Raw genomic sequence first — 23,527 nt, forward strand, 5'->3', positions numbered from 1 at the left:
GCCGCGCGTCGGGATCGGCGCAGCGCACCTGCAGGGCGGCATAGAACGCGTCGGCGTCGGCGATCCGTTCGGCGAACACGCCGTCATGGTCGGCGAACGGATCGCTGCCGGCCCCGCTATCGGGACCCTGCGTCGGACGCCAGCGCAGGCGGATCACCTGCCGTCCCCCCGGCGGCAGCGTCAGCTTGACATGCGCGGCGCATTTCGTGCCGCGCGAGCGGCTGATCGCGCCGGCATCGCCCTTCACCACGAAATCGTCGATCCCGTCCTTGAACGGTCCGTCCTCGGCCACGCCGTAAAGCAGCTTCGCGTTGGTTTCGTTGCGGCAGAAAAGGAATTCGGCGCCCTGGTCGACCGCCCAAAGCCGCTGCTCCATCCTGGCATGCGTCGCGACCACCGCGCCGTTCACCAGGTCGAGCGACGGCTCCGCGATCCCGGTCCGCCACGACCATGTGTTGCGCGCCCAGAGCTGCGGCAGGACATGCAGGTCGGCGGCGTCGGGACCGCGATTGTCGATGGTGATGCGCCCCAGCACGTCACGCGGCGATGCCTTGGCATACTCCACCGTGACGTCGAAATAGCGTCCCTGGTCGAACAGGCCGGTATCGATCAGCTCGTATTCCGCATCGCTCGCCCCGCGCCGGCCGTTCTCCGCGACCAGCGCTTCGTACGGAAATGCCGCCTGCGGATATTTATACAGCATCCGCATGTACGAGTGAGTCGGCGTCCCATCCAGGTAATAGTAGAGTTCCTTGACGTCCTCGCCGTGATTACCCTGCTCGTTGGTCAGCCCGAACAGCCGTTCCTTCAGGATCGGGTCCCGCCCGTTCCACAGCGCCACCGACAGGCACCAGCGCAGCCGGTCGTCGGTGAAGCCGCCGATCCCGTCCTCCCCCCAGCGATACACGCGGGACCGGGCGTGCTCGAACGGGAAATAGCGCCAAGCGTCGCCGTCGGCCGAGTAATCCTCGCGCACCGTGCCCCATTGCCGTTCGGCGAGGTAAGGCCCCCATTGCAGCCAGGCCTCACGGTCGGCGAGGCGCTTGCCTTCGGCCGTCTCAAGCAGATGGGATGCGCGCGGCCGGGCGTCGGCGCGAGGAGACTCCGTATCGTTCATTGCCGCGTTTGGGACGGTCCGCCCATCAACTCCCTGGAAATGCCGAATTCAGCCCGCCGTCCCCTCCGGCGTCAATCGCGCATCGCCGCCCAGGGACAGCGCCGCCTGGCGCAGGCAGGCCCAGACATAGGGGAAGAACGACCGCGGGGCGTGGACGTGGAACACTTCCGGCGCGATGCGCCACAGCATGATCTCGGCCTTGCCCAGCACGGTGCGCGTGCAGGTGCCGACCGGGAAGACGCGCAGATCGAGGTCCAGGGCACAGAACCCGTTGATGCACCAGTCGGCGAGCGGCCCGGCGATCTCCAGCGCCAGCGTCCGATGCGAGACGTCGACGACGCTGATCGGATGATCCCCCGCCCCCTTGCGTACCAGGGCTATCAGCCCCTCGGCCGGTTCGGGGGCCTGGATCAGCCATTCGTCGGGGCCGAGCCAGAGGGCGGCACGTTCGGTGATGACGGAGCGGCAAGGGACGGTGGGCAGCAGCACGCCCAGCGCCATGCCAATCCCGGCGGCCGCGGCACCGGCGCGCAAGGACAACAGCGTGGCCGGCGCCAACGCGACCATGCCGACATCCGCGGTGGACACCGGCACGGGCGGGACCCGCGTCTCCGCTGGCCGGACCGATAAGGGATCGGTCACCGGCACCGGCGTCGGCCGCAGCCGCTCGCCCGGCTTGTCGTAGACGATCGGGGCGACCACGGTGACCGGGATCGCCTCCTTCCCCCGCCGCACCTGCAGCGCCTCCCCGACCCGCGCTCGGCCGCCCTGAAGCAGCGCCAGCGCGATCCCGGGATAGGCCGAGGTGACATGCCCGAGCGGAAAGCCGCCGCCCGGTTCGGTGATCTGGGCGCCCTCTTCCAGCGTGGCCTCGGCCTTCAGCCCGACAAGCTGCTTGCGGTCCGCCCGCTTCAGGTCGGATTGGCGCAGCGAGCGCATGCCCACGAAGTCGCGCTTTCCCTTGGGGATCATCCAGGCCAGGCCGACATCGTCCGGCGTCACCGTGCCGTCGGTTTCCTGGCCGACGACGATGTAGCCTTTCTCCGCGCGCAGGACGTGCATCGCATCGGTGCCGTACGGGGTCGCCCCGGCCTCCCGCAGCGTGTCCCAGACGCGTTGCGCGTCGGGCGGCGGCAGGTTGATCTCGAACCCCGCCTCCCCGGTGAAGCCGGCCCGGAACAGGCGGATCGGGATGGAGTCGAAATGTGCCTCCCGCACCGACATGTGCGGCAGCGTGCCCAGGTCGACGCCGCGGATGAACGGCGCCAGCAGGGCGGCGGACCGTGGGCCTTGGACGGCGATCACCGCGTGCTGCTCCGTCACCGACGTCAGCCAGGCGCGCAGCGTGGTGAATTCGGTCTGGAGGTAGTCCTCCATGTGATGCAGCACGAAACCGGCCCCGCCGGTCGTGGTGGTGACGTGGAAGCGATCGAGCGCCAGGCGGGCGACGATGCCGTCGTCCCGGATGAACCCGTCCTCGCCCAGCAGCATGGCATAGCGGCAGCGTCCCGGCAGCAGGCCGGCGAAGGCGCCGGTGTAGATCTTCTCCAGGAACAGCGCGGCGTCGGGGCCGGTGACCTCGATCTTGCCGAGGGTCGAGGCGTCGAAGATGCCGACATCGTTCCGCACCGCCTGGCGTTCGCGGGCGACGGCGGCGGCGATCGTTTCGCCATTACGTGGGAAGCAGCGGGCGCGCTTCCACTGGCCGACATCCTCCGTCACCGCGCCGGCCTGGACGATGGGCGGCAGGCGGATCGGCGCGTACAGCGCATCCCGCGCGGCGCCGGCCAGGGCGCCGAAGGTGACGGGGGTATAGGGCGGGCGGAACGTGGTCAGCCCCACCGCGTCCATCGGCTGGCCGGTCAGCGCGGCCAAGGTGCTGACGGCGTTCAGGTTGGAGGTCTTGCCTTGGTCCGTCGCCATGCCGGTGGTGGTGTAGCGCTTCAGGTGCTCGACCGACACGAAGCCTTCCGTGGCGGCGATGTACAGGTCCTTCGTGGTGACGTCGTTCTGCAGGTCGACAAACGCCTTTGCGTGCGGCGCGGCCGGCAAGGGCGGGCCGGAGGGTGCCGTCGCCGGCAACCCGTCGACGACGAACTCGGCCGCCAGCCCTCCGGCCGCCGCCCCGTCGCGCAGGCAGGCGGCGAGGTCGAACGTGCCGGCCGCCGAACCCACGGCGTTTTCCAATGGCAGGAACGTGCCGGAGGCCGCGTCGAAGCGCAGCGGCTGCCGCGCCTGGCTGGCCAGATGCACGGTCGGCGTCCAGCCGCCGGAGACCAGGACGGTATCGCACGGGACCGCCTGGCCGGTACCGAGGCGCACGGTATGCACCCGCATCCGGCCCTCGGTGCCGATGACGGCGGCGCCGGCATGGACGGGGATGTCCAGGTCGCGGGCGAGGTCGACGGCCTCGCCGAACGGCCGCTCCCGCAGGTCGGCGATGGCGGCGATCGGCAGGCCGGCGCGGTGCAGGGCGATGGCGGTCAGGTAGGCGCTGTCGTCGGCGGTGGCGATGACGGCACGCTGGCCGGGCTTGACGCCGTAGCGGTGCAGATAGGTCAGTGCCGCCGAGGCCAGCATCACGCCGGGCCGGTCATTGCCGGGGAACACCAGCGGCCGCTCGATCGCCCCGGTCGCCAGGATCACCCGCTCCGCCCGGACATGCCACAGCCGTTCCCGCGGCGGCGCGACCGGGGGAGGCTCGACACCGAGCGCGTAGGGGTCTGCGGGCGTGGAGGCGCGCGAGTCGGGACGGACGCCCGGTGACGCGGGGTCCAGCCGCTGCGCCAACCCGATCAGGTTGCCGGGGAACCAGCCGAACGCGGTCGTGCGCGGCACCACCAGGACGTTGTCTGCGATCCGCTCGAGGGTCTGGGCGACCCAGTCCGGGGCGGCCATGCCGTCGATCGCGACGTCCGGGGCGGAGAGCAGGTAGCCGCCCGGCTCCGCCTGCTCGTCGCACAGGATGACGCGCGCGCCCGTCCTGGCTGCGGCCAGCGCGGCCGCGAGGCCCGCCGGGCCGGCGCCGACGATCAGCACCTCGCAATGCGCGTATTGCTGGACGTACCAATCGGGATCGGCCGCCCGCGGTGCCTTTCCCAACCCCGCGGCGCGGCGGATCGCCGGCTCGTAAAGCCGCCGCCAGAAGCCCTGGGGCCACATGAAGCTCTTGTAGTAGAACCCGGCGCCCAGCAGGGGCGCGGCCAGTCCGGCGAGGCTGCCGAGATCGAAGCGCAGCGACGGGAACCGGTTCTGGCTGCGGGCGGTCAGGCCGTCATACAGCTCCATTTGCGTCGCGCGGAGGTTGGGCGTGACCCTGCCTGGAACCCCCCTGGCACCCTCGTCGAGGGTGACCAGGGCGTTCGGCTCCTCGGCGCCCGCCGCGACGATGCCGCGCGGGCGATGGTATTTGAACGACCGGCCGACGACGGCGACATCGTTGGCCAGCAGCGCCGAGGCGAGCGTGTCGCCGGCAAAGCCGTCATAAAGCCGGCCATCGAATCGGAACCGGAGCGGGCGGTTGCGGTCGATCCGACCGCCCGCCGGCATGCGGAACGGCTGGGTCATGGCGCGCCCTGCCCCGGCGACAATTCCTGCGGCTTGTAGCTGGCGGCGAACCGGTCGGTGACAGTGTCGCGAACCGCATTGAAAAACCGCCCGCACCCATGGATATGCCGCCACCGCTCGGCGTGCTGGCCCTTGGGGTTGTCGCGCAGGAACAGATAGACCGCCCAGGCCTCGTCATCGACGGATGCCGGGTCGGACGGACGCACGATATGCGCCTGCCCGGCGTAACGGAACTCGTTTTCCGGGCGCTTGCCGCACCAGGGACAGGGAATCAGCAACATGGTTGCCTGATCGTTTGCGGTCGCGTGACGGAAGCGTCAACCTCAAACCCTCGCGAGAGCCGCTTCGTCATGACGGGCGCACGCCCATAGGCATTGAGAAAAGACCCGTAAGCGATGAGAGGAACGTGCCGCGCGGGAGAGGCGCCCGGGCGAGGAAACGCCCGAGTGTCCCCAGGCTTGGCCGAGCGCCTATGCGGCGCAGGCCCGCCGTGGCGGGAAACACCGCCTCCACCCCGCGTTTCCTAATGCGCCACCGCCGCCGCGGCGGCCTCGTCGATCAGGCGGCCGTCCGCGAAACGGTCCAGCGAGAACGGAGCGGCAAGCGGGTGCGGCTGCTCGCGCGCGACGGTGGCGGCGAAGACATGCCCGGAGCCGGGCGTCGCCTTGAACCCGCCCGTTCCCCAGCCGCAGTTGACGAACAGCCCCGGCACCGGGGTCAGGCCGATGATCGGCGAGCGGTCCGGCGTCGTATCGACGATGCCGCCCCAGTTGCGCAGCATCCGCAGGCGGCGGAACGAGGGAAACAGTTCGCAAAGCCCCGCCAACGTCTCGGCGGAGACGTGCAGCCCGCCCATCTGGCTGTAGGAGGTATAGGCGTCGGTCCCGGCGCCGATCACCAACTCCCCCTTGTCGGACTGCGAGACATAGGCGTGCACGGTGCTGGACATCACGACGCAGGGGATCACCGGCTTCACCGGCTCGCTCACCAGGGCCTGCAGCGGGAAGGATTCCAGCGGGAAGCGCAGCCCGGCCATCCCCATCAGCACGCTGGTGTGGCCGGCGGCGACGACCGCGACGCGGCGGGCGGCGATCGGGCCTTTCTCGGTCTCGACCCCGGCGACCGCGCCGTCGGGACCGCGATGGATGGCGGTGACCGCGCAGTTCTGGATGATGTCCACCCCCAGCGCCGACGCGGCCCTGGCGTAGCCCCAGGCGACGGCGTCGTGCCGCGCCACCCCGCCCCGGCGTTGCAGCGCGGCGCCCAGGACCGGGAAGCGGGCATGGCCGCCGATCTCCAGCGGCGGGCAGAACGCCTTGGCCTGCTCCGGCGTCAGCCACTCATTGTCGATGCCGGCGAGGTGGTTGGCATGCACGTGCCGCTTGAACACCTGCACGTCGTGATGGTCATGCGCCAGCATCAGCACGCCGCGGGCCGAATACATGACGTTGTAGTTCAGCTCCTGCGACAGGGTCTCCCACAGCCGCAGCGCGTGCTCATACAGCGCCGCGCTCTCCGGCTGGAGGTAGTTGGACCGGATGATCGTGGTGTTGCGTCCGGTGTTCCCGCCGCCCAGCCAGCCCTTGTCGAGCACGGCGACGTCGCGGATCCCGTGCTCCCGCGCCAGGTAATAGGCCGTGGCGAGGCCATGCCCGCCCGCGCCGACGATGACCGTGTCATAGGCCGGCTTGGGCTGGGCGTCTCGCCACTGCCGTTCCCACCCCGTTCCGGAGGCATGGGTCAGCAGCGAGAAAATCGAGAACCTGGACGACATCAGCGGATTGGTGCCACAGGGGATCGGTCGGGAAAAGGCGCCGCGCGATCAATTGCCGCCGTTCGGTGAGGAACCTGCCCGCTCCCCTCATGCCCTTGTGACGCTTTCGCGACGGCGTGCCTCCGGCTATAGCAGCCTTGGAACGGGGGATACGACGGATGGCCGATTTCGATTACATCATCGTTGGCGCGGGCAGCGCAGGGTGCGTGCTGGCGAACCGGCTGACCGAGGACAGCCGCACCAAGGTGCTGCTGCTGGAGGCCGGGCCGCCCGACAAGTCGATGTGGATCAACATTCCCGCCGGCTTCACCAAGCTGCTGAACAACCCCAAGCTGAACTGGAACTTCGAGTCGGAGCCGGAACCGACCATGGCCGGGCGCCGCATCCCCATCCCGCGCGGCAAGACGCTGGGCGGGTCCAGCGCGATCAACGGCATGCTGTATGTCCGCGGCAATCCGCTGGACTACAACACCTGGGCGCAATACGGGAACCGCGGCTGGGGCTATGATTCCGTGCTGCCCTATTTCAAGAAGGCGGAACACTTCCATCCGGGCGGCGACAGCGCCCGCGGCCGGGGCGGCCCCTTGCACGTCGACCATATGCGTGAGCACGCCGAGGTGCTGGACGCGATGATCGACGCTGCCGTCGATGAGGGGTTCGGACGCGCGAAAGACTACAACAACGGCAAGCAGGAAGGTTTCGGCTATTACCAGGTGACGCAGCGGAACGGCGAGCGGTGGTCCTGCTCGCGCGGCTACCTGCGTCCCGCCATGTCCCGGCCCAACCTGAAGGTCGAGACGGAGGCCTATACGACGCGCATCATCCTGGACGGCAAGCGCGCGGTCGGCATCGCCTATAACCAGGGCGGCCAGGCCAGGGAAGCGCGCGCGAACAAGGAAGTGCTGATCTGCGCCGGCGCCGTGAAATCGCCGCATATCCTGGAATTGTCCGGCATCGGCAACCCCGAGGTCCTGCAGCCGCTGGGCATCCAGGTGCAGCACGCTTTACCCGGCGTGGGCGAGAACTATCGCGACCATTTCGCACCCCGGATGAACTGGCGGCTGAAGCTGCCGGTGTCGCTGAACGAGCGCAGCCGCGGCATCCCGCTGGCGATGGAGGTGCTGAAATACTACACCCAGCGCCGCGGCATCCTGACCTTCACCGCCGGCATCGCCTTCGGCTTCGTCAAGACGCGTCCCGAGTTGGAGGAGCCGGACGTGCAGTACCATATCGCGCATGCCAGCTACGGCAACGCGCAGACCCGCGTGCTGGAGCGCGAGCCGGGCATGACGGTCACGGTGTATCAGTGCCGGCCCGAATCGAAAGGCTCGATCCACGCGAAATCAAACGACCCGTACGCGAACCCGGCGATCCGGCCGAACTACCTCGCCGAACCGTACGACCAGCAGGTGCTGCTGGCCGGCATGCGCATCGGGCGGCGGATCGTCGAGAACCGCGTCATGGATAAATACCGTGCCTACGAAATGAACCCCGGCACCAAGGTGCAATCCGACGCCGACTGGATCCAATGGGCTCGGGAAACCGGCCAGACGACCTATCACGTGATCGGGACGTGCAAGATGGGTCATGACCCCATGGCCGTGGTGGACGACGAGTTGCGCGTGCACGGGATCGAAGGGCTGCGGGTGATCGATGCTTCGATCATGCCCACGGTGACCTCGGGCAACACCAACGCGCCGGTGATCATGATCGCCGAAAAGGGCGCGGACATGATCAAGGCGGCGGCGTCCGGCGGTATGAAGGCGGCCGCCTAGCCCCGCTCGTAGGTCACGCCCTGGTAGCGGACGAACCCTTCCGGGGCGTGAACGAAGTGCATCACCGCGAGGCCGGGATCGTCCGGCCCCGGATCTGCTTCCGAGGCCGGAATGAACAGGCCTTGCAGCTCGACCGGCGTATCGACCTCGAACGGGATGTCCTGGCCGATCCCGCCATTGGTGATGCGGATGGCGACGAACACGTCGTCGGCATAGTCCGGTCCGCCGTCCAGCGCCTCGAGGGCGTCGATCCAGATATGCTGGTGTTCGGCGCCGTCGGTGGAAATGCGATCGTTCGGGAAAATCCGGGCGACGTTCGCCGAGACATGCCGCTTGACGCCGCGGCCGCTTCCGTCAGGGCGGCGCAGGTGCATTTCGTGATGATGATGGGCCATGGCTTGCCTCCCGGACGAACGAGGCAACCGTGGCGGCGGCGGGATGTCATGGTCAAGCGACATCCCGATGACAGCCGCCGGCCCGCGTCGATGTCGACCCGTCAATGCCGGTCGGTGTCAGACCACGGCCGGCTCCGCCGTCTTCGACATGTGCGCGGCCTTCAGATGCTTGCCCAGATAGTGCTCCGCGAACACCACGGGCGGGTATTTCGCCTGCTCTCCCGCGAAGGCCGGGATGCATTCGATGAACGCATCGGCGTTGGGATTGTGGAAGAACGGGATGCTCATCCGTCCGACGGAAGCATATTCCCTGGGCGGGTTGGCCACGCGATGGACGTTCGACACCCAGGCATCGTTCGTCCAGCGCATCATCAGATCGCCGATGTTGCAGACGAAAGCATCGGGACGCGGATGTACATCGACCCATTCCCCGCTGCGCAGCCGCACCTGCAGCCCGCCCGGCACGTCGTCGCCCTTCAGGATCGTCAGCGTCCCGTAATCGGAATGCGCGCCGGCGCGCAATTGCCCGGGCTGGGGCGGTTCCGGTTGCGGCGGATACCAGATCACCCGCATGACGCAGGCCGCTCGATCGCATTTCGCATCGAAGAAGGTCCAGTCCAGGCCCAGCGCGACGGCGAACAGACGCAGGATATGCATCGACAGCCCGTCCAGCGTGCGGAAATAGGTTTCGAATGCCGCTTTCAGCGCCGGCCGGTCCTCGGGCCAGATATTCGGGGCAAAGAAGAAGTCGGCCGCCGGCGTGCCGGCCAGGTGCTCGGGCGGCGGATCGAACGGTCCGCAAGCCAGGCCCTCCTGCCAGTCGGGCGGCGCTTCCTTGCCCAGGGAGTAGCTCAAGGAGCGGTGCTTCGGCGGGAAATAGCCGCGGCTGATCTTGCTGGCGGGATGGGGCACTTTCTCCTTTTCCTCGATCGGCAGCGCGAAGAAGGCATGCGCCTCGCGCTTCAACCCCTCGATCACGGAATCCGGCACGCCATGGCCGACGATGGTGAAGAACCCGACGGTACGGCACGCTTCGGCGATCCGTGCCGCGACCCCTGCCCGGCCTTCCGGCGCGAAGGAAGGGCTCAGGTCGATACAGGGGATTTCTTGTTCCGACATCGTCTTGTCCTTCCGCTCAGAAATAGTGCCAGAGGTCTTCCTGTCGCTGCAGCTCCGTCGTCGGACCGTCATAGGCGACGCGTCCGCCCTTCATGATGATCGCCCGCTCCGCCATGCGCAATGCCGTCACCACGTTCTGCTCGACGATGATGATGCCGGTCCCGGTCTTGCGGTTGATGTCCTGAAGGCTGTTCAACACCTCGTTCGCCAGGTTGGGTGCCAGGCCGGCCGTCGGTTCGTCCAGCAGCACGACCTTGGGCCGGGTCATCAATGCCATGGCCACCGCCAGCATCTGCTGCTGACCGCCGCTGAGCGATCCTGCCCGCGCGCGGCGTCGATTGGCGATGGCGGGGAACAGGTCCAGCACCGCGACATCCATCGGCTGGTGGTTCATCGCCGCGATGCGCAGGCAATCCCACACCGAAAGGTTCGGGAACACGTTCTGCGTCTGCGGCACGAAACCGATGCCCAGCATGACGTTGCGATGTACCTTGTCGGGCACCACCGGGTGCCCGTCGAAGCGCAGGTCGCCGGCCATGGCGCCGATCCGCCCGATCATGCATTTCAGCAGCGTCGACTTGCCCGACCCGTTATGGCCGAACACGCCGACGAAACGGTCGGACGGAACTTCCAGGCAGACATCATGGATGACGGTATTGCCGCCATAAGAGGCACTGACGTGATCGATCGTGAAGCTCATGCCGCCGCACCGAAATAGAGCGCGGTGAGGTCCTTCATCTTCATCAACTCCTCGACCGGCCCGTCCGCCAGGACCTTGCCGGCCGCCATGAACACGCCGCGGGAGCAGAGGTCTCGAATGAAACCGACATTGTGCTCGACGATGCAGACCGCCTGGCCGCGATGCGCCTCCTGCTCGATCACCTCGCGCATGATGGCATAGGTGCGGCCTTCCACGGCGGCCATCGGTTCGTCCAGCAGCAGGCACGCCCCTTCGCTCATCAGCGCGCGGGCCATGCCGAGAAGCTTCTGCTGGCCGTAGGAGAGTTCGGCGGCAAGGTCATGGGCCTTGTGGGCCAGGCGCACGCGTTCCAGCAACAGCATGGCACGCTGCTCCGCCTCCATGTCCATGCGGCGGGAGATGCCGGGCTGCAGCAGCGTCCGCAACAGCGAGTCGCCGGGATAGTCGCGCGCACCCAGCAGCAGGTTGTCCAGCACCGTCAACGATCGGAACGATCGTGCGTGCTGCCAGGTCCGAGCGATACCCAGTTTCGCGCGTTCCGAGAGTTTCAGGCCGTCGATGCGGACACCGTCCATGACGATGCGGCCGGCATCGGGCTTGATGACGCCGGTGATCAGGTTGAACAGCGAGGTCTTGCCCGCGCCGTTGGGTCCGATCAGGCCGACGACCTCGCCGGGCAGCAGGCCCAATGTGATATCGTCGGCAACGACGATGCCGCCGAAGCGCTTGGTCAGGCCCGACACTTGCAGGATCGCGCTCATGACGCCGCTTCCGCACGCCGTCCGCGATCCTTCCCCGGTCGCCTTCCTCCGCTCCACGCATCCAGCCCCCCGCCGCCGCGGCTGCCGCCCATCAGCCCCTGCGGCCGAAGGAACAGGAAGGCCAGCACCAGGACCGAGAAAATCATGCCCTGGATCGGCCCGCCGATCGCCGGCGGCAGGTTCAGGAACTGGATCGCCTGCGGCACGCAGGTCATCAGCACCGCCCCCACCAGCGGACCCCAGATCGTCGCCGCCCCGCCGACGACGACCATGGTCAGCAGGGCCGTGGAGCGTTCGATCCCGAACTGCAACGGCGTCAGGAACTGGAACAGATGGGCATAGAGGCCGCCGGCGAAGCCCGCGATCCCGGCGCTCAGCGCGAACACCGCCATCTTCATGCGCACCGGGTCGCGACCCAGGGCCGCCAATGCCTCCTCATCGTTCCGCATCGCCGTCAGTGCCCGCCCGAATGGACTCCGCACCACCGCTCGGCTCAGCAGCAGGACCACCGCGACGACCAGGACCAGGACGCCAAGGCCGATCAGGCCGCGATCGGGGCCATGGACGAAGGTCGGGATGCGGCTGAGGCCGCCGGAGGCGCCGGTGATCTCGATATTGTTGATGATCTGCAGGACGCCGAGTTGAAAGCCCAGGCTGACGATGACGAAATAATCGCCCGATACGCGCAGCGAACACAAAGCGAGCGGCACCGACGCCGCCGCGCAGCCGATGGCGGCCAGGACGATCGCCGCCGGAATGGGCACATCCGCCTGCATCACCAGCAGCGCCGAACCATCGGCGCCCAGGCCATAGAAGATCGGATGCGCCACGCTCAGCAGCCCGCCATAGCCCAGCACGAGGTTCAGCCCGATGGCGAGCAAGGCCGACAGGCAGGCCAGGATGCCGAGGGTGATGAGGTATTCCATGTCTCAGCCCCGGTTCCAGATCGCGCCACGCAGGCTCACGCCGCCCGGGAACACCACGATGGCGACGGCCATCAGCGCATAGACCAGCAGCGGCGACCACTCGGCCGGCATGAACAGGACGGCGAAGCCCTGCCCGATGCCGACCAGCAGCGCGGCGATGCCGGCGGCGAAGATGTTGCCGACGCCCGCCAGGATCGTCGCCAGCAACGCCAGCAGCAGGAACTCCTGCAGCGGGGAGGACGGCACCGTCGCCGCCTTGGTGCCCAGCAGCAGCATGCCGACCGTCGTCAGCACCGCGGCCAGCGCCATGCTGACCGCGTACGCCGTGTCGCGGCTGGTGCCGTAAAGCTCCGCCAGGTCCGGGCTGTCGGCCACGGCGATCAGCCGCTGCCCCCAGCTTGTGAGCTTCAGGAAAGCCGCCAGGGCCAGGATCAATCCCAGCGTGACCAGCGTCGCGCGGATGTCCCAGTCGCTGACCGCGACGCCGCCGACCAGTTGCACCGGCGTGACGACATTGTCGACCAGCGTCGTCGACTCGGTGCCGATGACCAGTTCGGCGACGTAGGTGCAAAGCTGCGAGACGACGAGCGTGAAGATGAAGAATGTCAGGCTCGACGACCCGCGCCGGCGCAGCGGGCGGAAGCCGTAACGCTCCAGCAGCAGGCCCAGGGCGATGGTGGCCGCCAGGCCGATCGGCAACGCCGCCAGGATGTCGAGACCAAGCCAGCGGGTCCCGGCGTACATGAAGCCATAGGCGCAGACCATCATGCCGGCCTGGGCGAAGTTCCAGATGCGGTTGACCTTCAGCACCAGGGCCAGCGCGACGGCGAACAGGCAGGTGAAGCTGGCATTGGCGAATCCGGTCCAGGCGAGCTGCGCGAGGATGGAGGGATCAAGCATCACGCCGGTCCTGGGTACGGCCAAGCTGGACGCGGCCAAACTGGACGCGGCCAAACTGGGCGCGGCCAAACTGGGCGCGACCAAGACGTTCCCCGCGTCATGGCCGGCCCGCTTTCGGCACCCGCTGGCACGCCCTCACCCGGCGGAAAGAGGTCGGTTGGCCCCATCGGCGTATTCCTGGCCTTGTCATCGCATCCGAAATCAGTCGCCGATTTTCGTCACGTATTGGAACCGGCCATCCTTCACGTGCCAGACATAGACCGGCTTGTTGACCGTATGGTCCGCGTTGAACGTGGTCGGACCCGTCATCGGCCCGTCGAACGTCTTCACCGCAAGCAGCGCCGTGCGCAGGTTCTCGCCCGTGATGGGCATGTTCTTCTCGTGAAGGTAGTGCACCATGCCTTTGATGATGTAGGGCACGTCATAGAAATATTGGGTATACGGCAGCCCGTTCGCGGTCCGGTGGAACTCCGTCTGCCAACGCTCCAGGAAGCCCTTCACGTTGGGGTCCTGCTCCACCGACGGTGCCAGGGAGGTCACGGTCAGTCCTTCCGCCGCCGCTCCCAACTGCTTGGCATAGGCGTCGCTGAACGCGCCCTGATAGGACGTGAGCTGCGTCTGGATCCCCAATTGCCGGATCTGGGACATCACCGTCACGATGTCCGTGTTCACCCCATGCACGTGGATCACATCCGGGTTCGCCGCACGGACCTTCAGGATCAGCCCGGTGAAATCCGATTGGGCGGGATCGTACGCCTCGTCCAGCACGACCTGTCCGCCCGCCTTCTTGAAGCTGTCGATCAGCACGCGCGATCCGGGGATGCCTGTCTCGTTGTTCGCGTACAGCACCGCGAGCCGCTTCTTGCCCATGACGTTGTGGACGTATGCGCCGAATGCCCGCATATCGACATCCGCCAGCGGATACGTCGTGTAGGTGTACTGGCCAAGCGTGGCGATCGAGGGCGCATTGGCACCGACGCTGAACATGAGCGTCTTGCCGCGATCGGCGATCGGCGCCATGGCCTTCACCACCGCGCTGAACCCGCCGTAGAACATCGGCAGGTGATCGACGTCGATGAAACGATTGGCGACGGCGATGCCGGTCTCCGGCTTGCCCTGGTGGTCCTGCGCCACGATCTCCAGCTTGCACCCGTCGACGCCGCCGGCCTTGTTGATGTCGTCCACCGCCCAGAGCGACGCCTGCAACTGGTCCTTGCCGAAATTGGCGTACGGTCCCGTCAGCGGATCGGTCAGGCCGATCTTGATCGGTGCGCAATCGGCACGGCCAGGCGCGGGATGCAGCAGCGCCGCCGTTGCGGCGGCGGCAAGAACGAGGCGGGTGAAACGCATGACAGTCTCCTTATGGCGACGCAGCCGATACAGCGGATGGGTGAGCCGTCTGGGGACTGCTTCTCGCGCTGGTTGTCTTGGCTACTGCGCCCCCGGACCTTGGTTCTTCTCTTTGACTATGGCGTAACGGTACTCGGTCCTTGTCCTGCCCGGGCGTCGGTACCCGGATCAGCAAACGACGTGCCAACGGAATCACCCCGGGCGCGGACTCAGCGCGGCACCCGTCCCTCGATCGGATAGGCCGGGTCGTTATAGCCCGGCGTCGACGGGTGCCCCGGCGAGACCAGCCGATCGACCAGCGCTTCATCCGCCGCGTCCAGGCGCAGCGACAGGGCGCCGACATAGTCCTCCCATTGCGCTTCGGTGCGCGGGCCGCCGATCGCCGCGGTGACGAGACGGTTGTTCAGCACCCAGGCGAACGCGAACTGCCCCGGCGTCATGCCTTTCGCCTGGGCATGTTCCGCGATCTGGCGCGCGATATGCAGGCTTTCGGGCCGCCATTCGGATTCCAGCATGCGGCGGTCCTGCCGTCCGGCCCGGGTGCCGGCAGGCGGCGGCACGTCCGGCTGGTACTTGCCCGTCAGCACGCCGCGCGCCAGGGGGCTGTACGGCACCACGCCCAGGCCATAGAAGCCGCAGGCCGGCAGGTGTTCCGTCTCCACCTCCCGGTTGAGGGCATTGTACAGCGGCTGGCTGACCACCGGGCGGTCGATGCCGGCGTCGTCGCACAGGCGGCAGATCTCCGCGACCCGCCAGCTTCGGTAATTCGACACGCCGAAATAGCGGATCTTGCCGGCGCGGATCAGGTCGGCCAAAGCATGGACGGTTTCCGCCAGCGGAGTCGAATGGTCCTCCTTGTGCAGGTACAGGATGTCGATCTCGCTTACGCCCAGGCGGCGCAGGCTCCCCTCCACCGCATGCTGCACGTGCCGCCGCGACACCCCCCGCGCGTTCGGGCCGGGGCCGGTCGGGTTGGCGCATTTGGTGGCCAGGACCCACCAGCTCCGATGCGCGCGGATCGCCCGGCCGGTCACTTCCTCCGACTGGCCGCCGGTATAGCCGTCCGCCGTGTCGACGAAATTCACCCCCTGCTCCCGCGCGCGGTCCACGATGCGCGCGGCCGTCGGCTCATCCGTCGGGCCGCCGAACATCATGGTGCCGAGGCACAAGGCCGAGACCTTGAGGCCGCTCTTCCCGAGGGACCGATACTCCATGCGCCTGCCTCCCAGTTTTCCCTTCGCCGGGCTTGGACACCCGGCCTCGGACCGGATTGAATAGGCGCATGGAGACTCGATCAACCGGCCAGCCGACACTTTCCTCCCTCTTCAGCAGTTTCATGAGGATCGGCCTCGCGGCATTCGGCGGCGGACTGGCGGCCTGGACGCGGCGGGAGGTCGTGCAGACCCGCGGCTGGATGGACGACAAGCAGTTCCTGTCCGGCTACGCGCTGTCGCAACTCATTCCCGGCGCGACGAACGTCAACCTTGCGGTCTTCATCGGCACGCAGATGCGCGGGATCGCCGGCGCCCTGGCCTGTTTCCTGGGCTTGACCGCGCCGCCGGTCGTCATCGTGCTGATCACCGGCTACCTTTACCTGCACAGCCAGGGGCAACCCAGCGGGCCTTGGGTGGGGGCGGCGCTGGAGGGGATGGGGGCCGTGGCGATCGGCCTCAGCCTGGGCACCGGCGTCCGTCTGGGGCAGCGCAACATCCGCGCGGTCGTGCCGGTCGCCACCGTGCTGGCCGTCACCATCGCGATCGGCGTCCTGGGTTATCCGCTGGTCGAGGTCCTGGCCGTGATGCTGCCGGTCAGCCTGGCCGCAACCTGGCTGGCGCGCAAGCGATGACCCAGGCCCTGCTGCAACTGATCCTGCTGTTCGGCGGCCTGTCGATGCTGGCGTTCGGCGGCGGGTCCGGCGTGCTGCCCGACATGCAGCGCGCAGTGGTGGACCATTACCACTGGCTGACCGCGAAGGAATTCCTGGACATGTTCGCGATCTCCCGCGCCCAGCCCGGGCCGGGGTCGCTGATCGTCGTCCTGGTCGGCCTCAAGGTCGCGGGCCTGGCAGGGGCGTTGGTTTCGTTCGTGGCCATGTTCGCCCCGCCGTCCCTGGTGGTCTTCCTCGTCGCCCGCGGCTGGCATCGCGCCGCCGCCTCCGCCTGGCGCCAACTCGTGGAACAGGCGCTGGCGCCGGTCGCCGTCGGGCTGACCTTCGCCAGCGGCCTCGCGCTGATGCGCCAGACGGAGCATGGGTGGGTGGCCTGGGGCGTGACGGCCGTCAGCACGCTCTTGTTCAGCTTCACGGAGATCAATCCGCTTCTGCTTCTGGCCGGCGGCGCGGCCGCTTTGTTGCTTGCTGCCAGCGCAGGTGTGGGCGTATAGAATTTACAATCATCGCTAGAGACGGCCAGGCAAATTTCAGCTCTTCCCCTTTTCTTCGGGGAAACGCCGAGGCGGCGACTTCATCCACGAGCGGCGGCGCCGCGACGAGGCTAGATGGCAGCAGACTCGAAACCGTCGGGAGACGCCCTCCTCGGCCAGCTTCTGACCGACGTCCTCGATGCCGACTGGTACGCTCGGCGCTACCCCGATGTCATCGCCGCGAAACTGACGCCGCTGATCCACTTCCTCAACCATGGCGTCCATGAATGGCGGGAGCCGAACGCGTTCTTCAACGGCGCCTGGTATGTGAAGCACTATCCGGACATCGAGGCGAGCGGCACCAATCCGCTGGTCCATTACCTCGTGGCCGGCGCGGCGGAACTGCGCAACCCGCACCCGCGCTTCGACGCCGCCTGGTATGTCGCCCAGCATCCCGACGCCGCCGCGAACCCGCTGCTCTACCACCTCAAGACCGGCGCCCGCCGCGGCTTTCCGACCGAGGCGCCGCTGGATGTCGCCGACTACCTGCCGGCCCCGCCGCGTCCTGCCAGGCGGGCCCGCCGCGCGACGGTGGACGTGGTGATCCCGGTCTATCGCGGCCTCGAGGAAACACGTCTCTGCCTGGAGTCGGTCCTGGCCAACACCACCGGCCCGCTGGGCCGCGTCATCGTGGTCGAAGACCGGTCGCCGGAGCCGAAACTGGTCAACTGGCTGGCCCGGCTGGCGGCAAAGGGCAAGATCGACCTGATCCGTAACGAACGCAACCTGGGCTTCGTCCGGTCGGTCAATGCCGGCATGTCGGCGGCCGGACGGCATGACGTGGTCTTGCTGAACAGCGACACCGAGGTCCCGCCCGGCTGGTTGGAACGCCTGTCAGACCAGGCCTATGCCGACCGGAGGATCGCCTCCGTCTCCCCCTTGTCCAACAACGCGACGATCTGCAGCTATCCGTGTCATGACGGCGGTCCGATCGCCTTCGGCCTGCCGGTGGCGGACATCGACGCCGCTTGCCGCAAGGTCAATCCCGGCCGTTTCGCCGATGTACCGACAACCGTCGGATACTGCATGTATATACGCCGGGCGGCACTGGACGCGATCGGGCATTTCGACGCGGAACGGTTCGGCCTGGGCTATGGCGAGGAGAACGATTTCTGCCTGCGCGCAAGCGAACGCGGCTGGCGCCATCGCCTCGCCTGCGACACCTTCGTCTACCACAAGGGATCGGTCAGCTTCGGTCCGAAGGCGCAGCGGCTGATGAAGCGCGCCACCAACACCATCACCAAGCGGTTCCCCGATTACGCCCGCACCATCGCGCTGCACGTCGCGCGCGGGGAGGCCAATCCGTTCCGCTTCGCGCTGACGGCGGAGTTGTTCCGCCGGTCGAAGCGGCCGGTGATCCTGATGGTGACGCACAGCCTCGGCGGCGGCGTCCGCCGGCATGTCGAGCTGCTGACGGAACGGCTGGCCGGCCAGGCGCACGTGCTGCTGCTGGAAGGCGGCGACCGCGGCGGCAGCCTGTCGGTGCCCGAACTGCCGGGCCATCCGACGCTGGCCCTGCCGGCCGAGGCGCTGGACGACCTGGTGACCCTGCTGCGGTCCTTTGCGGTATCCCGCGTGCATATCCACCACCTGATGGGCATCGACCTCGACGTCCGGCGGCTGATCCGCCGCCTGGATGTTCCATTCGATACCACCGTACACGACTATTTCGCGCTCTGCCCGCAGATCAACCTGGTGCCCTGGCGGCACAGCGTCTATTGCGGGGAGCCGGACATCGGCGGCTGCAATGCCTGTATCGCGCATCACGGCAGCCACGGCGCACGCGACATCGTCACTTGGCGGATGCAGCACACCTGGATGTTCCGCGACGCGGACCGCGTACTGTGCCCCAGCGCCGACACACTGGATCGTTTAAAACGATACGGATTGGCCGAGCGGGCGGTGGTGGCGCCGCACGAGGCGGTGGCAGGGGGGACGTGGCCGATCCGCCCGCCCAAGCTCGCGGCGAGGGAGCGGCTGCGGGTGGCGGTGCTGGGCACGCTGGTCGAGCACAAGGGCACGCGCGCCATCGCCGGCGTCGCGGCTCTGGCGGGCGGACGCGGCGTCGACATCCACCTGATCGGTCATATCGACAGCAACATCCCCGCCGAGGCGGCGCGCCGGCTGAAAGTCACCGGCCGCTACCAGGAGGAGGAGCTGCCCGGCCTGATCAAGACCATCGCCCCGCACGTCATCTGGTTCCCCATGAGCTGGCCCGAGACCTATAGCTTCACCCTCAGCGCGGCGATCGACTCAGGCGCCGCCATCGCCGCCCCGCGCCTGGGATGCTTTCCCGAACGCCTGGCGGGACGGCCCCTGACCTGGCTGGCCGATCCCGGCATCACGCCGCAAGGATGGATCGACCTGTTCGCCACGATCGCCACGTCGCTGCACGGCCCACGGCCGCGGCCGGCGCGACGGCCGCCGGTCGAGGACCTCCCTGCCGACCGCTACCTGCGTCCCGCGCGTCGGCCCGCATGCCGAAGCCGCCCGCGCGTCGTCATCCTGCCGGAACGTTTCGATATCGGGGCGCCGACGCCCTGCGCCTATATCCGCCTGATCCAGCCTTTGTCGCACCCGTCGGTGACCGGGGAGTTCGACGTGTTGCTGGCCGACGACGAAACGGTCCTGGAGGAGCGGGCGGACATCATCGTGACCCAGCGCTACGCCTTGGCGGACGTCGCCGCGGCGGAACGGCTGGCGGACCATGCCCGATCAAGCGGTGCGAAGCTGGTCTATGACCTGGATGACGACCTGGTCAACATCCCGAAGACCCATCCGGACGCGGCGGAGATCAGGCCCATGGCCAAGGTGGTCCGCCGCATGCTGGAGCTGGCCGATGCGGTCTGGCTGTCCACTCCCGGCCTCCGGGCGCGCCTGCGCTCCCTTCGCCCCGATGCGCTGCTGATGGAAAACCGCCTGGACGAACGGATCTGGACCTGCCGGCCGCCCGCGCCGGCGGCCCAGGACTCGCCCGCTCGGATCCTGGCCATGGGCACCACGTCCCACGAGCAGGACTTCGACCTGATCGAGCCCGCGCTGGTCCGGCTGAAGGCCGAGTACGGCAATCGGGTGCATATCGACATCCTGGGGATGACGCGGCGCACCGCGTTGCCGGCCGGCCTGTCCCGTCCCGACATGCCCCACAACGCGATGGGTTCCTATCCGGCCTTCGTGCGCTGGCTGTCCTCGGCCGAGCCCGGCTGGCACATCGGCCTCGCGCCGCTGCTGGACACGCCGTTCAATGCGTCCAAGTCCTCGATCAAGGCCATGGACTACGCGGCGCTGGGGCTCGCGATCGTCGCGTCCGACGTGGACGTCTATCGCGGCGGCATCGCCGGCGGGCCGGCCGGGCTGCTGGCCGCGAACACGCCGGACGACTGGTATGCCGCGCTCGACCTGCTGGTGCGCGACGTGCGCAAGCGCAACCGGATGATGGCGGCGGCCCGCGCCGCCTTCCCCGGCGCCGCGAGCCTCGCCGGTCACGGGACGACCCCCGGGACCATTCACGGAACGACCAGGCGGGACGCGCTGCACACGGCCTGGCACGGCGCCGCGCCGCTGGCGGTTTCGGCCGCGTAAGGGTCTGATCCGGATGGCGAACGAACCGAACGACCAGGGCACGCACGCTCCCGGCGAGCAGGAAACGGACGAGCGGACCTTGATGGTGCTGCTCGATCCCTTGTTCGATCGAGCCTGGTACACGTCGCGCTACCCCGACATCGCCGGAGGCGGCCTGGATCCGCTGCTGCATTTCATCCGCTTCGGCCTGTCGGAGCAGCGCGATCCGAATCGTTTCTTCGACGGCGCGTGGTACCTCGAATACTACCCCGACGTGGCGGCGCTGTCGCTGCATCCCCTGCTGCACTACCTGCAGCATGGCGCCGCGTCGCTGCGCCGCCCCAATGCCCGCTTCGACGCGGCCTGGTATGTCGCCCAGCACCCCGAGGCGGCGGGCAACCCCCTGCTCTACCACATGCGGATCGGCGTGGCGGCCGGCTATCCGACGGAGCGGTCGTTCGACGTCAGGGACTATCTGCCCTCCACCGGGGTCGGTCCGAAGCCCCCGCCGGGGGTGTTCGCCGACGTCGTCCTGCCGGTCCGGGACGACGTCGCGGCGGTGCGATCCTGCCTGGCGACGCTGATGGCGGACCGGGCGCTGCCCATGGCACGGCTGATCGTCGTCGATGACGGCTCGACGGACCCGGCCATGATCGCATGGCTAGACGGGTTGGCGGATGACGGCCTGATCCACCTGGTCCGCAACCGCCATCCGCTGGGCTTCGCCGCCGCCGCCAATCGCGGCATGCAGGACGCCGAGGGCCACGACGTCGTCCTGGTGAACGGAACGCCGGCCCTGCCGGCCGGCTGGCTGGTCCGGCTGGCGGGGCACGCCCATGCCGATCCCGCCATCGCCACGGTCTGCGCCGCCAGCCAGCGCATCGGATGGGAGGGAGAGCAGCGGTCGATCGACCTGCCCCCCGGTCAGGCCGACGCCATCAGCCGGCAGGTGAATGCCGGCCGAGCGGGGGATGTCCCGGCGATCGCGGGGGGGTGCTTCTATATCAAGCTGACGGCACTGCGGGCGATGGGCGGGCTGGACGCCGGATCGTTCCCGGACGCGGCACCGGCGATGGCGGATTTCTGCCTGCGGGCGGTTCGGCGCGGCTGGCGGAACCGGCTGGCCTGGGACTGCTTCGTCGCCGCTCCGGCGGACATGTCCCTGGCCGACGAAACCATCGGGACGCGGCATCCCGACCTCAAGGCACGGATGGCGGCCAGCCTCGAGCATGGCGACCCGTGCCTGTTCGCGCTGCATGCCGCTTTCCTGCGCCAATCCGGCCGGCCGGTGATCCTGACGGTCTCCCATCATTACGGCGGCGGGGTGCGGCGGTATATCGACGACCTGGTCGATCGCTACAGGGGCGAAGCAGGGTTCGTGTCCCTGGAAGGCGGCGACCAGGTCGTCACCCTGCATATCGAGGGGCATGCCGGCCGGCCGGCGTTCGCGGCGCCGGCGGACAGGTTCGACGACCTCCTGCTGGTCCTGCGCTCCACCAACGTCTCCCGCGCGCATATCCAGCACCTGCTGGGCATCGATATCGACATGCGGCGGCTGGTCCACCGGCTGGGCGTGCCCTTCGACGTGACCGTGCATGATTACTTCGCCCTCTGCCCGCAACTCGTGTTCCTGAAATGGCCGGATGGTTACTATTGCGAGGAACCGGGCCCCGGCGAATGCACGGCCTGCCTCGCGGAGAACAACCCGAACGCGGCGCGCGACATCGTCTCCTGGCGGCGGGAGCAGCAATGGCTCTTCACCGAAGCCGACCGCGTCATCTGCCCCAGCGCCGACGTCAAGGCCCGGCTGGGCCGCTACGGCCTGGACGGCAAGGCCGTTGTCGTTCCGCATGAAACCCAAACCGAGACGGTCTGGCGGGTCAGCAAGCCGAAGCTTTCGGGCGAAACCTTGCGGGTGGCGCTGCTGGGCGTGCTGGGCGACCACAAAGGCGCGCGCGTCGTGGCCTCGGTCGCCCAAGCCGCCGGGCGCGCGCTGTCTTTCCACCTGATCGGGCATGTCGAGGACGACTTCCCGCTCGACGCGCTGCCGCTGATCCACCAGACCGGCCGCTATGCCGAGGCCGACCTGCCGCGCCTGCTGAAAGAGACGCGGCCGCACGTCATCTGGCTGCCGTCGACCTGCCCCGAGACATATAGCTACACGCTCACCACGGCGGTCGAAACCGGCCTGCCGATCGTCGCGACCGACCTCGGCGCCTTCCCCGAACGCCTCGCCGGCCGCCCCAACACCTGGCTGGTGGACCATCGTGCTCGGACGCCGGAACTGCTGGATGTCTTCCAGGCGGTGCGCGACCGGTTGAAGGCGCGAACCAAGGACAAGCCGGCGCCGCGCGCGGGGGTGCCGTCGGATTTCTATGCGCATGCCTATCTGCGGCCGCCGGCCGTGCCCCCGGCTGCGCCCGGATCCGCGCGCCGGACGATCGCCATCGTGCCGGAACGACAGCCGAGCGGCGCGCTGACGGCAGGCGCCTATCAGCGGCTGCTGCTTCCGGTGGACCATGCCGTGGGCCGGGACTGGAACGTCGTCCTGGCGGATTCCGAAACGGTCCGCGGGATGCGGGCCGACGCCATCCTGACGCACCGGTTGGCGTTTCCGACGCCAGCCGACGCCGAACACCTGATCAATCACGCCAGGCAGCAGGGTGCGGCGGTCATCTACGATCTCGACGCCGATCCCGATGCCCTTCTCGATCCCCATCCGGTGCAATCGCGCCGGGATGGGGCCGACACGCCGGAGCAGGCCGCGGAGACCGTCCGGTACATGATCGCCGAGGCGGATGCGGTGTGGGTCTCCACCAACCGCCTGAAGGAACGGATCGCCAGGCTGCGCGGCGATGCCGAGGTGCTGGAGACGCGCCTGGACGAACGCCTGTGGGACGCCAACCCGCCGCCGGCGCCGTTCTGGCCCGACCCGGTGCGGGTGCTATGGATGGACAGCCTGCGGCACGATCGGGAATACGCGATGATCGAGCCGGCACTGATCCGCCTGGAATCCGAGTACATGCATCGGGTTGCGTTCGACGTCATCGGAGGCACCGCACAGCCGACGCTTCCCGCCGGCCTGGTACGGCCGGCAATGCCACGCCAGGCCATGCGGTCCTATCCGGGTTTCGTCCATTGGGTCACGACCCGCCGGCCCG

16 protein-coding genes and 1 pseudogene are annotated in these 23,527 nt (G+C 68.4%); 5 read left to right on the top strand and 12 right to left on the bottom strand.

Features of this window, described 5'->3' with window-relative positions:
- From VHB27_RS17060 to VHB27_RS17075, 4 genes and pseudogenes are all read right to left on the bottom strand, one after another.
- A pseudogene (locus VHB27_RS17060) lies at positions 1-1,117 on the bottom strand (glucosidase); the annotation flags it as partial.
- A 48-nt stretch (positions 1,118-1,165) separates the two neighbouring features.
- Positions 1,166-4,684: a sarcosine oxidase subunit alpha family protein gene (locus VHB27_RS17065; protein ID WP_325602651.1), complete on the bottom strand. Its 3,519-nt coding sequence runs from the start codon at positions 4,682-4,684 to the stop codon at positions 1,166-1,168.
- The gene (locus VHB27_RS17070; RefSeq protein WP_325602653.1) at positions 4,681-4,965 is read right to left on the bottom strand and encodes a sarcosine oxidase subunit delta; all 285 of its coding nucleotides are present in this window, start codon (positions 4,963-4,965) and stop codon (positions 4,681-4,683) included. The genes VHB27_RS17065 and VHB27_RS17070 overlap by 4 nt, the downstream gene beginning before the upstream one ends.
- A 242-nt stretch (positions 4,966-5,207) precedes the next feature.
- Complete coding sequence (locus VHB27_RS17075) at positions 5,208-6,458, bottom strand: sarcosine oxidase subunit beta family protein (RefSeq protein WP_325602655.1); 1,251 nt, start codon at positions 6,456-6,458, stop codon at positions 5,208-5,210.
- A gap of 158 nt (positions 6,459-6,616) precedes the next feature.
- Here VHB27_RS17075 and VHB27_RS17080 point away from each other — a divergent pair, with 158 nt between their 5' ends.
- Entirely contained in the window at positions 6,617-8,233 is a 1,617-nt protein-coding gene (locus VHB27_RS17080; protein ID WP_325602657.1) for a GMC family oxidoreductase, read from the top strand.
- On the opposite strand, the gene VHB27_RS17085 is transcribed toward VHB27_RS17080, so the two are convergent.
- The 8 genes from VHB27_RS17085 to VHB27_RS17120 all read right to left on the bottom strand — a co-directional run bounded on the left by VHB27_RS17085 (position 8,230) and on the right by VHB27_RS17120 (position 15,598).
- Positions 8,230-8,628, bottom strand: a complete 399-nt coding sequence (locus VHB27_RS17085; RefSeq protein ID WP_325602659.1) for a hypothetical protein — start codon at positions 8,626-8,628, stop codon at positions 8,230-8,232. The two genes, VHB27_RS17080 and VHB27_RS17085, sit on opposite strands and share 4 nt — an antisense overlap.
- A gap of 117 nt (positions 8,629-8,745) precedes the next feature.
- A complete protein-coding gene (locus VHB27_RS17090) occupies positions 8,746-9,747 on the bottom strand; it encodes an isopenicillin N synthase family dioxygenase (protein WP_325602661.1) in 1,002 nt (333 codons plus the stop codon).
- Positions 9,748-9,763: 16 nt separating this feature from the next.
- Positions 9,764-10,447, bottom strand: a complete 684-nt coding sequence (locus VHB27_RS17095) for an ABC transporter ATP-binding protein (protein ID WP_325602663.1) — start codon at positions 10,445-10,447, stop codon at positions 9,764-9,766.
- Positions 10,444-11,208 (bottom strand): ABC transporter ATP-binding protein, encoded by a 765-nt coding sequence (locus tag VHB27_RS17100; RefSeq protein ID WP_325602665.1) that lies wholly within the window; start codon positions 11,206-11,208, stop codon positions 10,444-10,446. The genes VHB27_RS17095 and VHB27_RS17100 overlap by 4 nt, the downstream gene beginning before the upstream one ends.
- On the bottom strand, positions 11,205-12,134 hold the full coding sequence (locus VHB27_RS17105; protein ID WP_325602667.1) for a branched-chain amino acid ABC transporter permease: 930 nt from the start codon (positions 12,132-12,134) through the stop codon (positions 11,205-11,207). Before VHB27_RS17105 ends, VHB27_RS17100 begins: the two co-directional genes overlap by 4 nt.
- Before the next feature lie 3 nt (positions 12,135-12,137).
- Positions 12,138-13,034, bottom strand: coding sequence for a branched-chain amino acid ABC transporter permease (locus tag VHB27_RS17110; RefSeq protein WP_325602669.1), 897 nt, complete (start codon positions 13,032-13,034; stop codon positions 12,138-12,140).
- Positions 13,035-13,235: 201 nt separating this feature from the next.
- Positions 13,236-14,384 (bottom strand): ABC transporter substrate-binding protein, encoded by a 1,149-nt coding sequence (locus VHB27_RS17115; protein WP_325602671.1) that lies wholly within the window; start codon positions 14,382-14,384, stop codon positions 13,236-13,238.
- 209 nt (positions 14,385-14,593) lie between these two features.
- Positions 14,594-15,598 (bottom strand): aldo/keto reductase, encoded by a 1,005-nt coding sequence (locus VHB27_RS17120; protein ID WP_325602673.1) that lies wholly within the window; start codon positions 15,596-15,598, stop codon positions 14,594-14,596.
- Between the two features lie 68 nt (positions 15,599-15,666).
- On the opposite strand from VHB27_RS17120, the gene VHB27_RS17125 reads away from it, so the two are divergent.
- The 4 genes from VHB27_RS17125 to VHB27_RS17140 form a co-directional block, all read left to right on the top strand.
- Positions 15,667-16,230, top strand: a complete 564-nt coding sequence (locus tag VHB27_RS17125) for a chromate transporter (protein ID WP_325602675.1) — start codon at positions 15,667-15,669, stop codon at positions 16,228-16,230.
- Complete coding sequence (locus tag VHB27_RS17130) at positions 16,227-16,766, top strand: chromate transporter (RefSeq protein ID WP_325602677.1); 540 nt, start codon at positions 16,227-16,229, stop codon at positions 16,764-16,766. Before VHB27_RS17125 ends, VHB27_RS17130 begins: the two co-directional genes overlap by 4 nt.
- Positions 16,767-16,880: 114 nt before the next feature.
- Positions 16,881-20,387 carry a glycosyltransferase gene (locus VHB27_RS17135; protein WP_325602680.1) on the top strand — a complete coding sequence of 1,169 codons (3,507 nt, stop codon included), beginning with the start codon at positions 16,881-16,883 and terminating at the stop codon, positions 20,385-20,387.
- Between the two features lie 13 nt (positions 20,388-20,400).
- Positions 20,401-23,527 (top strand): glycosyltransferase (locus VHB27_RS17140; RefSeq protein WP_325602682.1); only part of this gene is annotated, 3,127 nt, incomplete at its 3' end.

Source organism: Rhodopila sp. (assembly GCF_035548235.1).
Taxonomy (GTDB): domain Bacteria; phylum Pseudomonadota; class Alphaproteobacteria; order Acetobacterales; family Acetobacteraceae; genus Rhodopila.

Bases quoted from the DNA above. Each gene is read 5' to 3' on its own strand.
- VHB27_RS17065 (WP_325602651.1), bottom strand. From the start codon at position 4,684: ATGACCCAGCCGTTCCGCATGCCGGCGGGCGGTCGGATCGACCGCAAC.
- VHB27_RS17070 (WP_325602653.1), bottom strand. From the start codon at position 4,965: ATGTTGCTGATTCCCTGTCCCTGGTGCGGCAAGCGCCCGGAAAACGAG.
- VHB27_RS17075 (WP_325602655.1), bottom strand. From the start codon at position 6,458: ATGTCGTCCAGGTTCTCGATTTTCTCGCTGCTGACCCATGCCTCCGGA.
- VHB27_RS17080 (WP_325602657.1), top strand. From the start codon at position 6,617: ATGGCCGATTTCGATTACATCATCGTTGGCGCGGGCAGCGCAGGGTGC.
- VHB27_RS17085 (WP_325602659.1), bottom strand. From the start codon at position 8,628: ATGGCCCATCATCATCACGAAATGCACCTGCGCCGCCCTGACGGAAGC.
- VHB27_RS17090 (WP_325602661.1), bottom strand. From the start codon at position 9,747: ATGTCGGAACAAGAAATCCCCTGTATCGACCTGAGCCCTTCCTTCGCG.
- VHB27_RS17095 (WP_325602663.1), bottom strand. From the start codon at position 10,447: ATGAGCTTCACGATCGATCACGTCAGTGCCTCTTATGGCGGCAATACC.
- VHB27_RS17100 (WP_325602665.1), bottom strand. From the start codon at position 11,208: ATGAGCGCGATCCTGCAAGTGTCGGGCCTGACCAAGCGCTTCGGCGGC.
- VHB27_RS17105 (WP_325602667.1), bottom strand. From the start codon at position 12,134: ATGGAATACCTCATCACCCTCGGCATCCTGGCCTGCCTGTCGGCCTTG.
- VHB27_RS17110 (WP_325602669.1), bottom strand. From the start codon at position 13,034: ATGCTTGATCCCTCCATCCTCGCGCAGCTCGCCTGGACCGGATTCGCC.
- VHB27_RS17115 (WP_325602671.1), bottom strand. From the start codon at position 14,384: ATGCGTTTCACCCGCCTCGTTCTTGCCGCCGCCGCAACGGCGGCGCTG.
- VHB27_RS17120 (WP_325602673.1), bottom strand. From the start codon at position 15,598: ATGGAGTATCGGTCCCTCGGGAAGAGCGGCCTCAAGGTCTCGGCCTTG.
- VHB27_RS17125 (WP_325602675.1), top strand. From the start codon at position 15,667: ATGGAGACTCGATCAACCGGCCAGCCGACACTTTCCTCCCTCTTCAGC.
- VHB27_RS17130 (WP_325602677.1), top strand. From the start codon at position 16,227: ATGACCCAGGCCCTGCTGCAACTGATCCTGCTGTTCGGCGGCCTGTCG.
- VHB27_RS17135 (WP_325602680.1), top strand. From the start codon at position 16,881: ATGGCAGCAGACTCGAAACCGTCGGGAGACGCCCTCCTCGGCCAGCTT.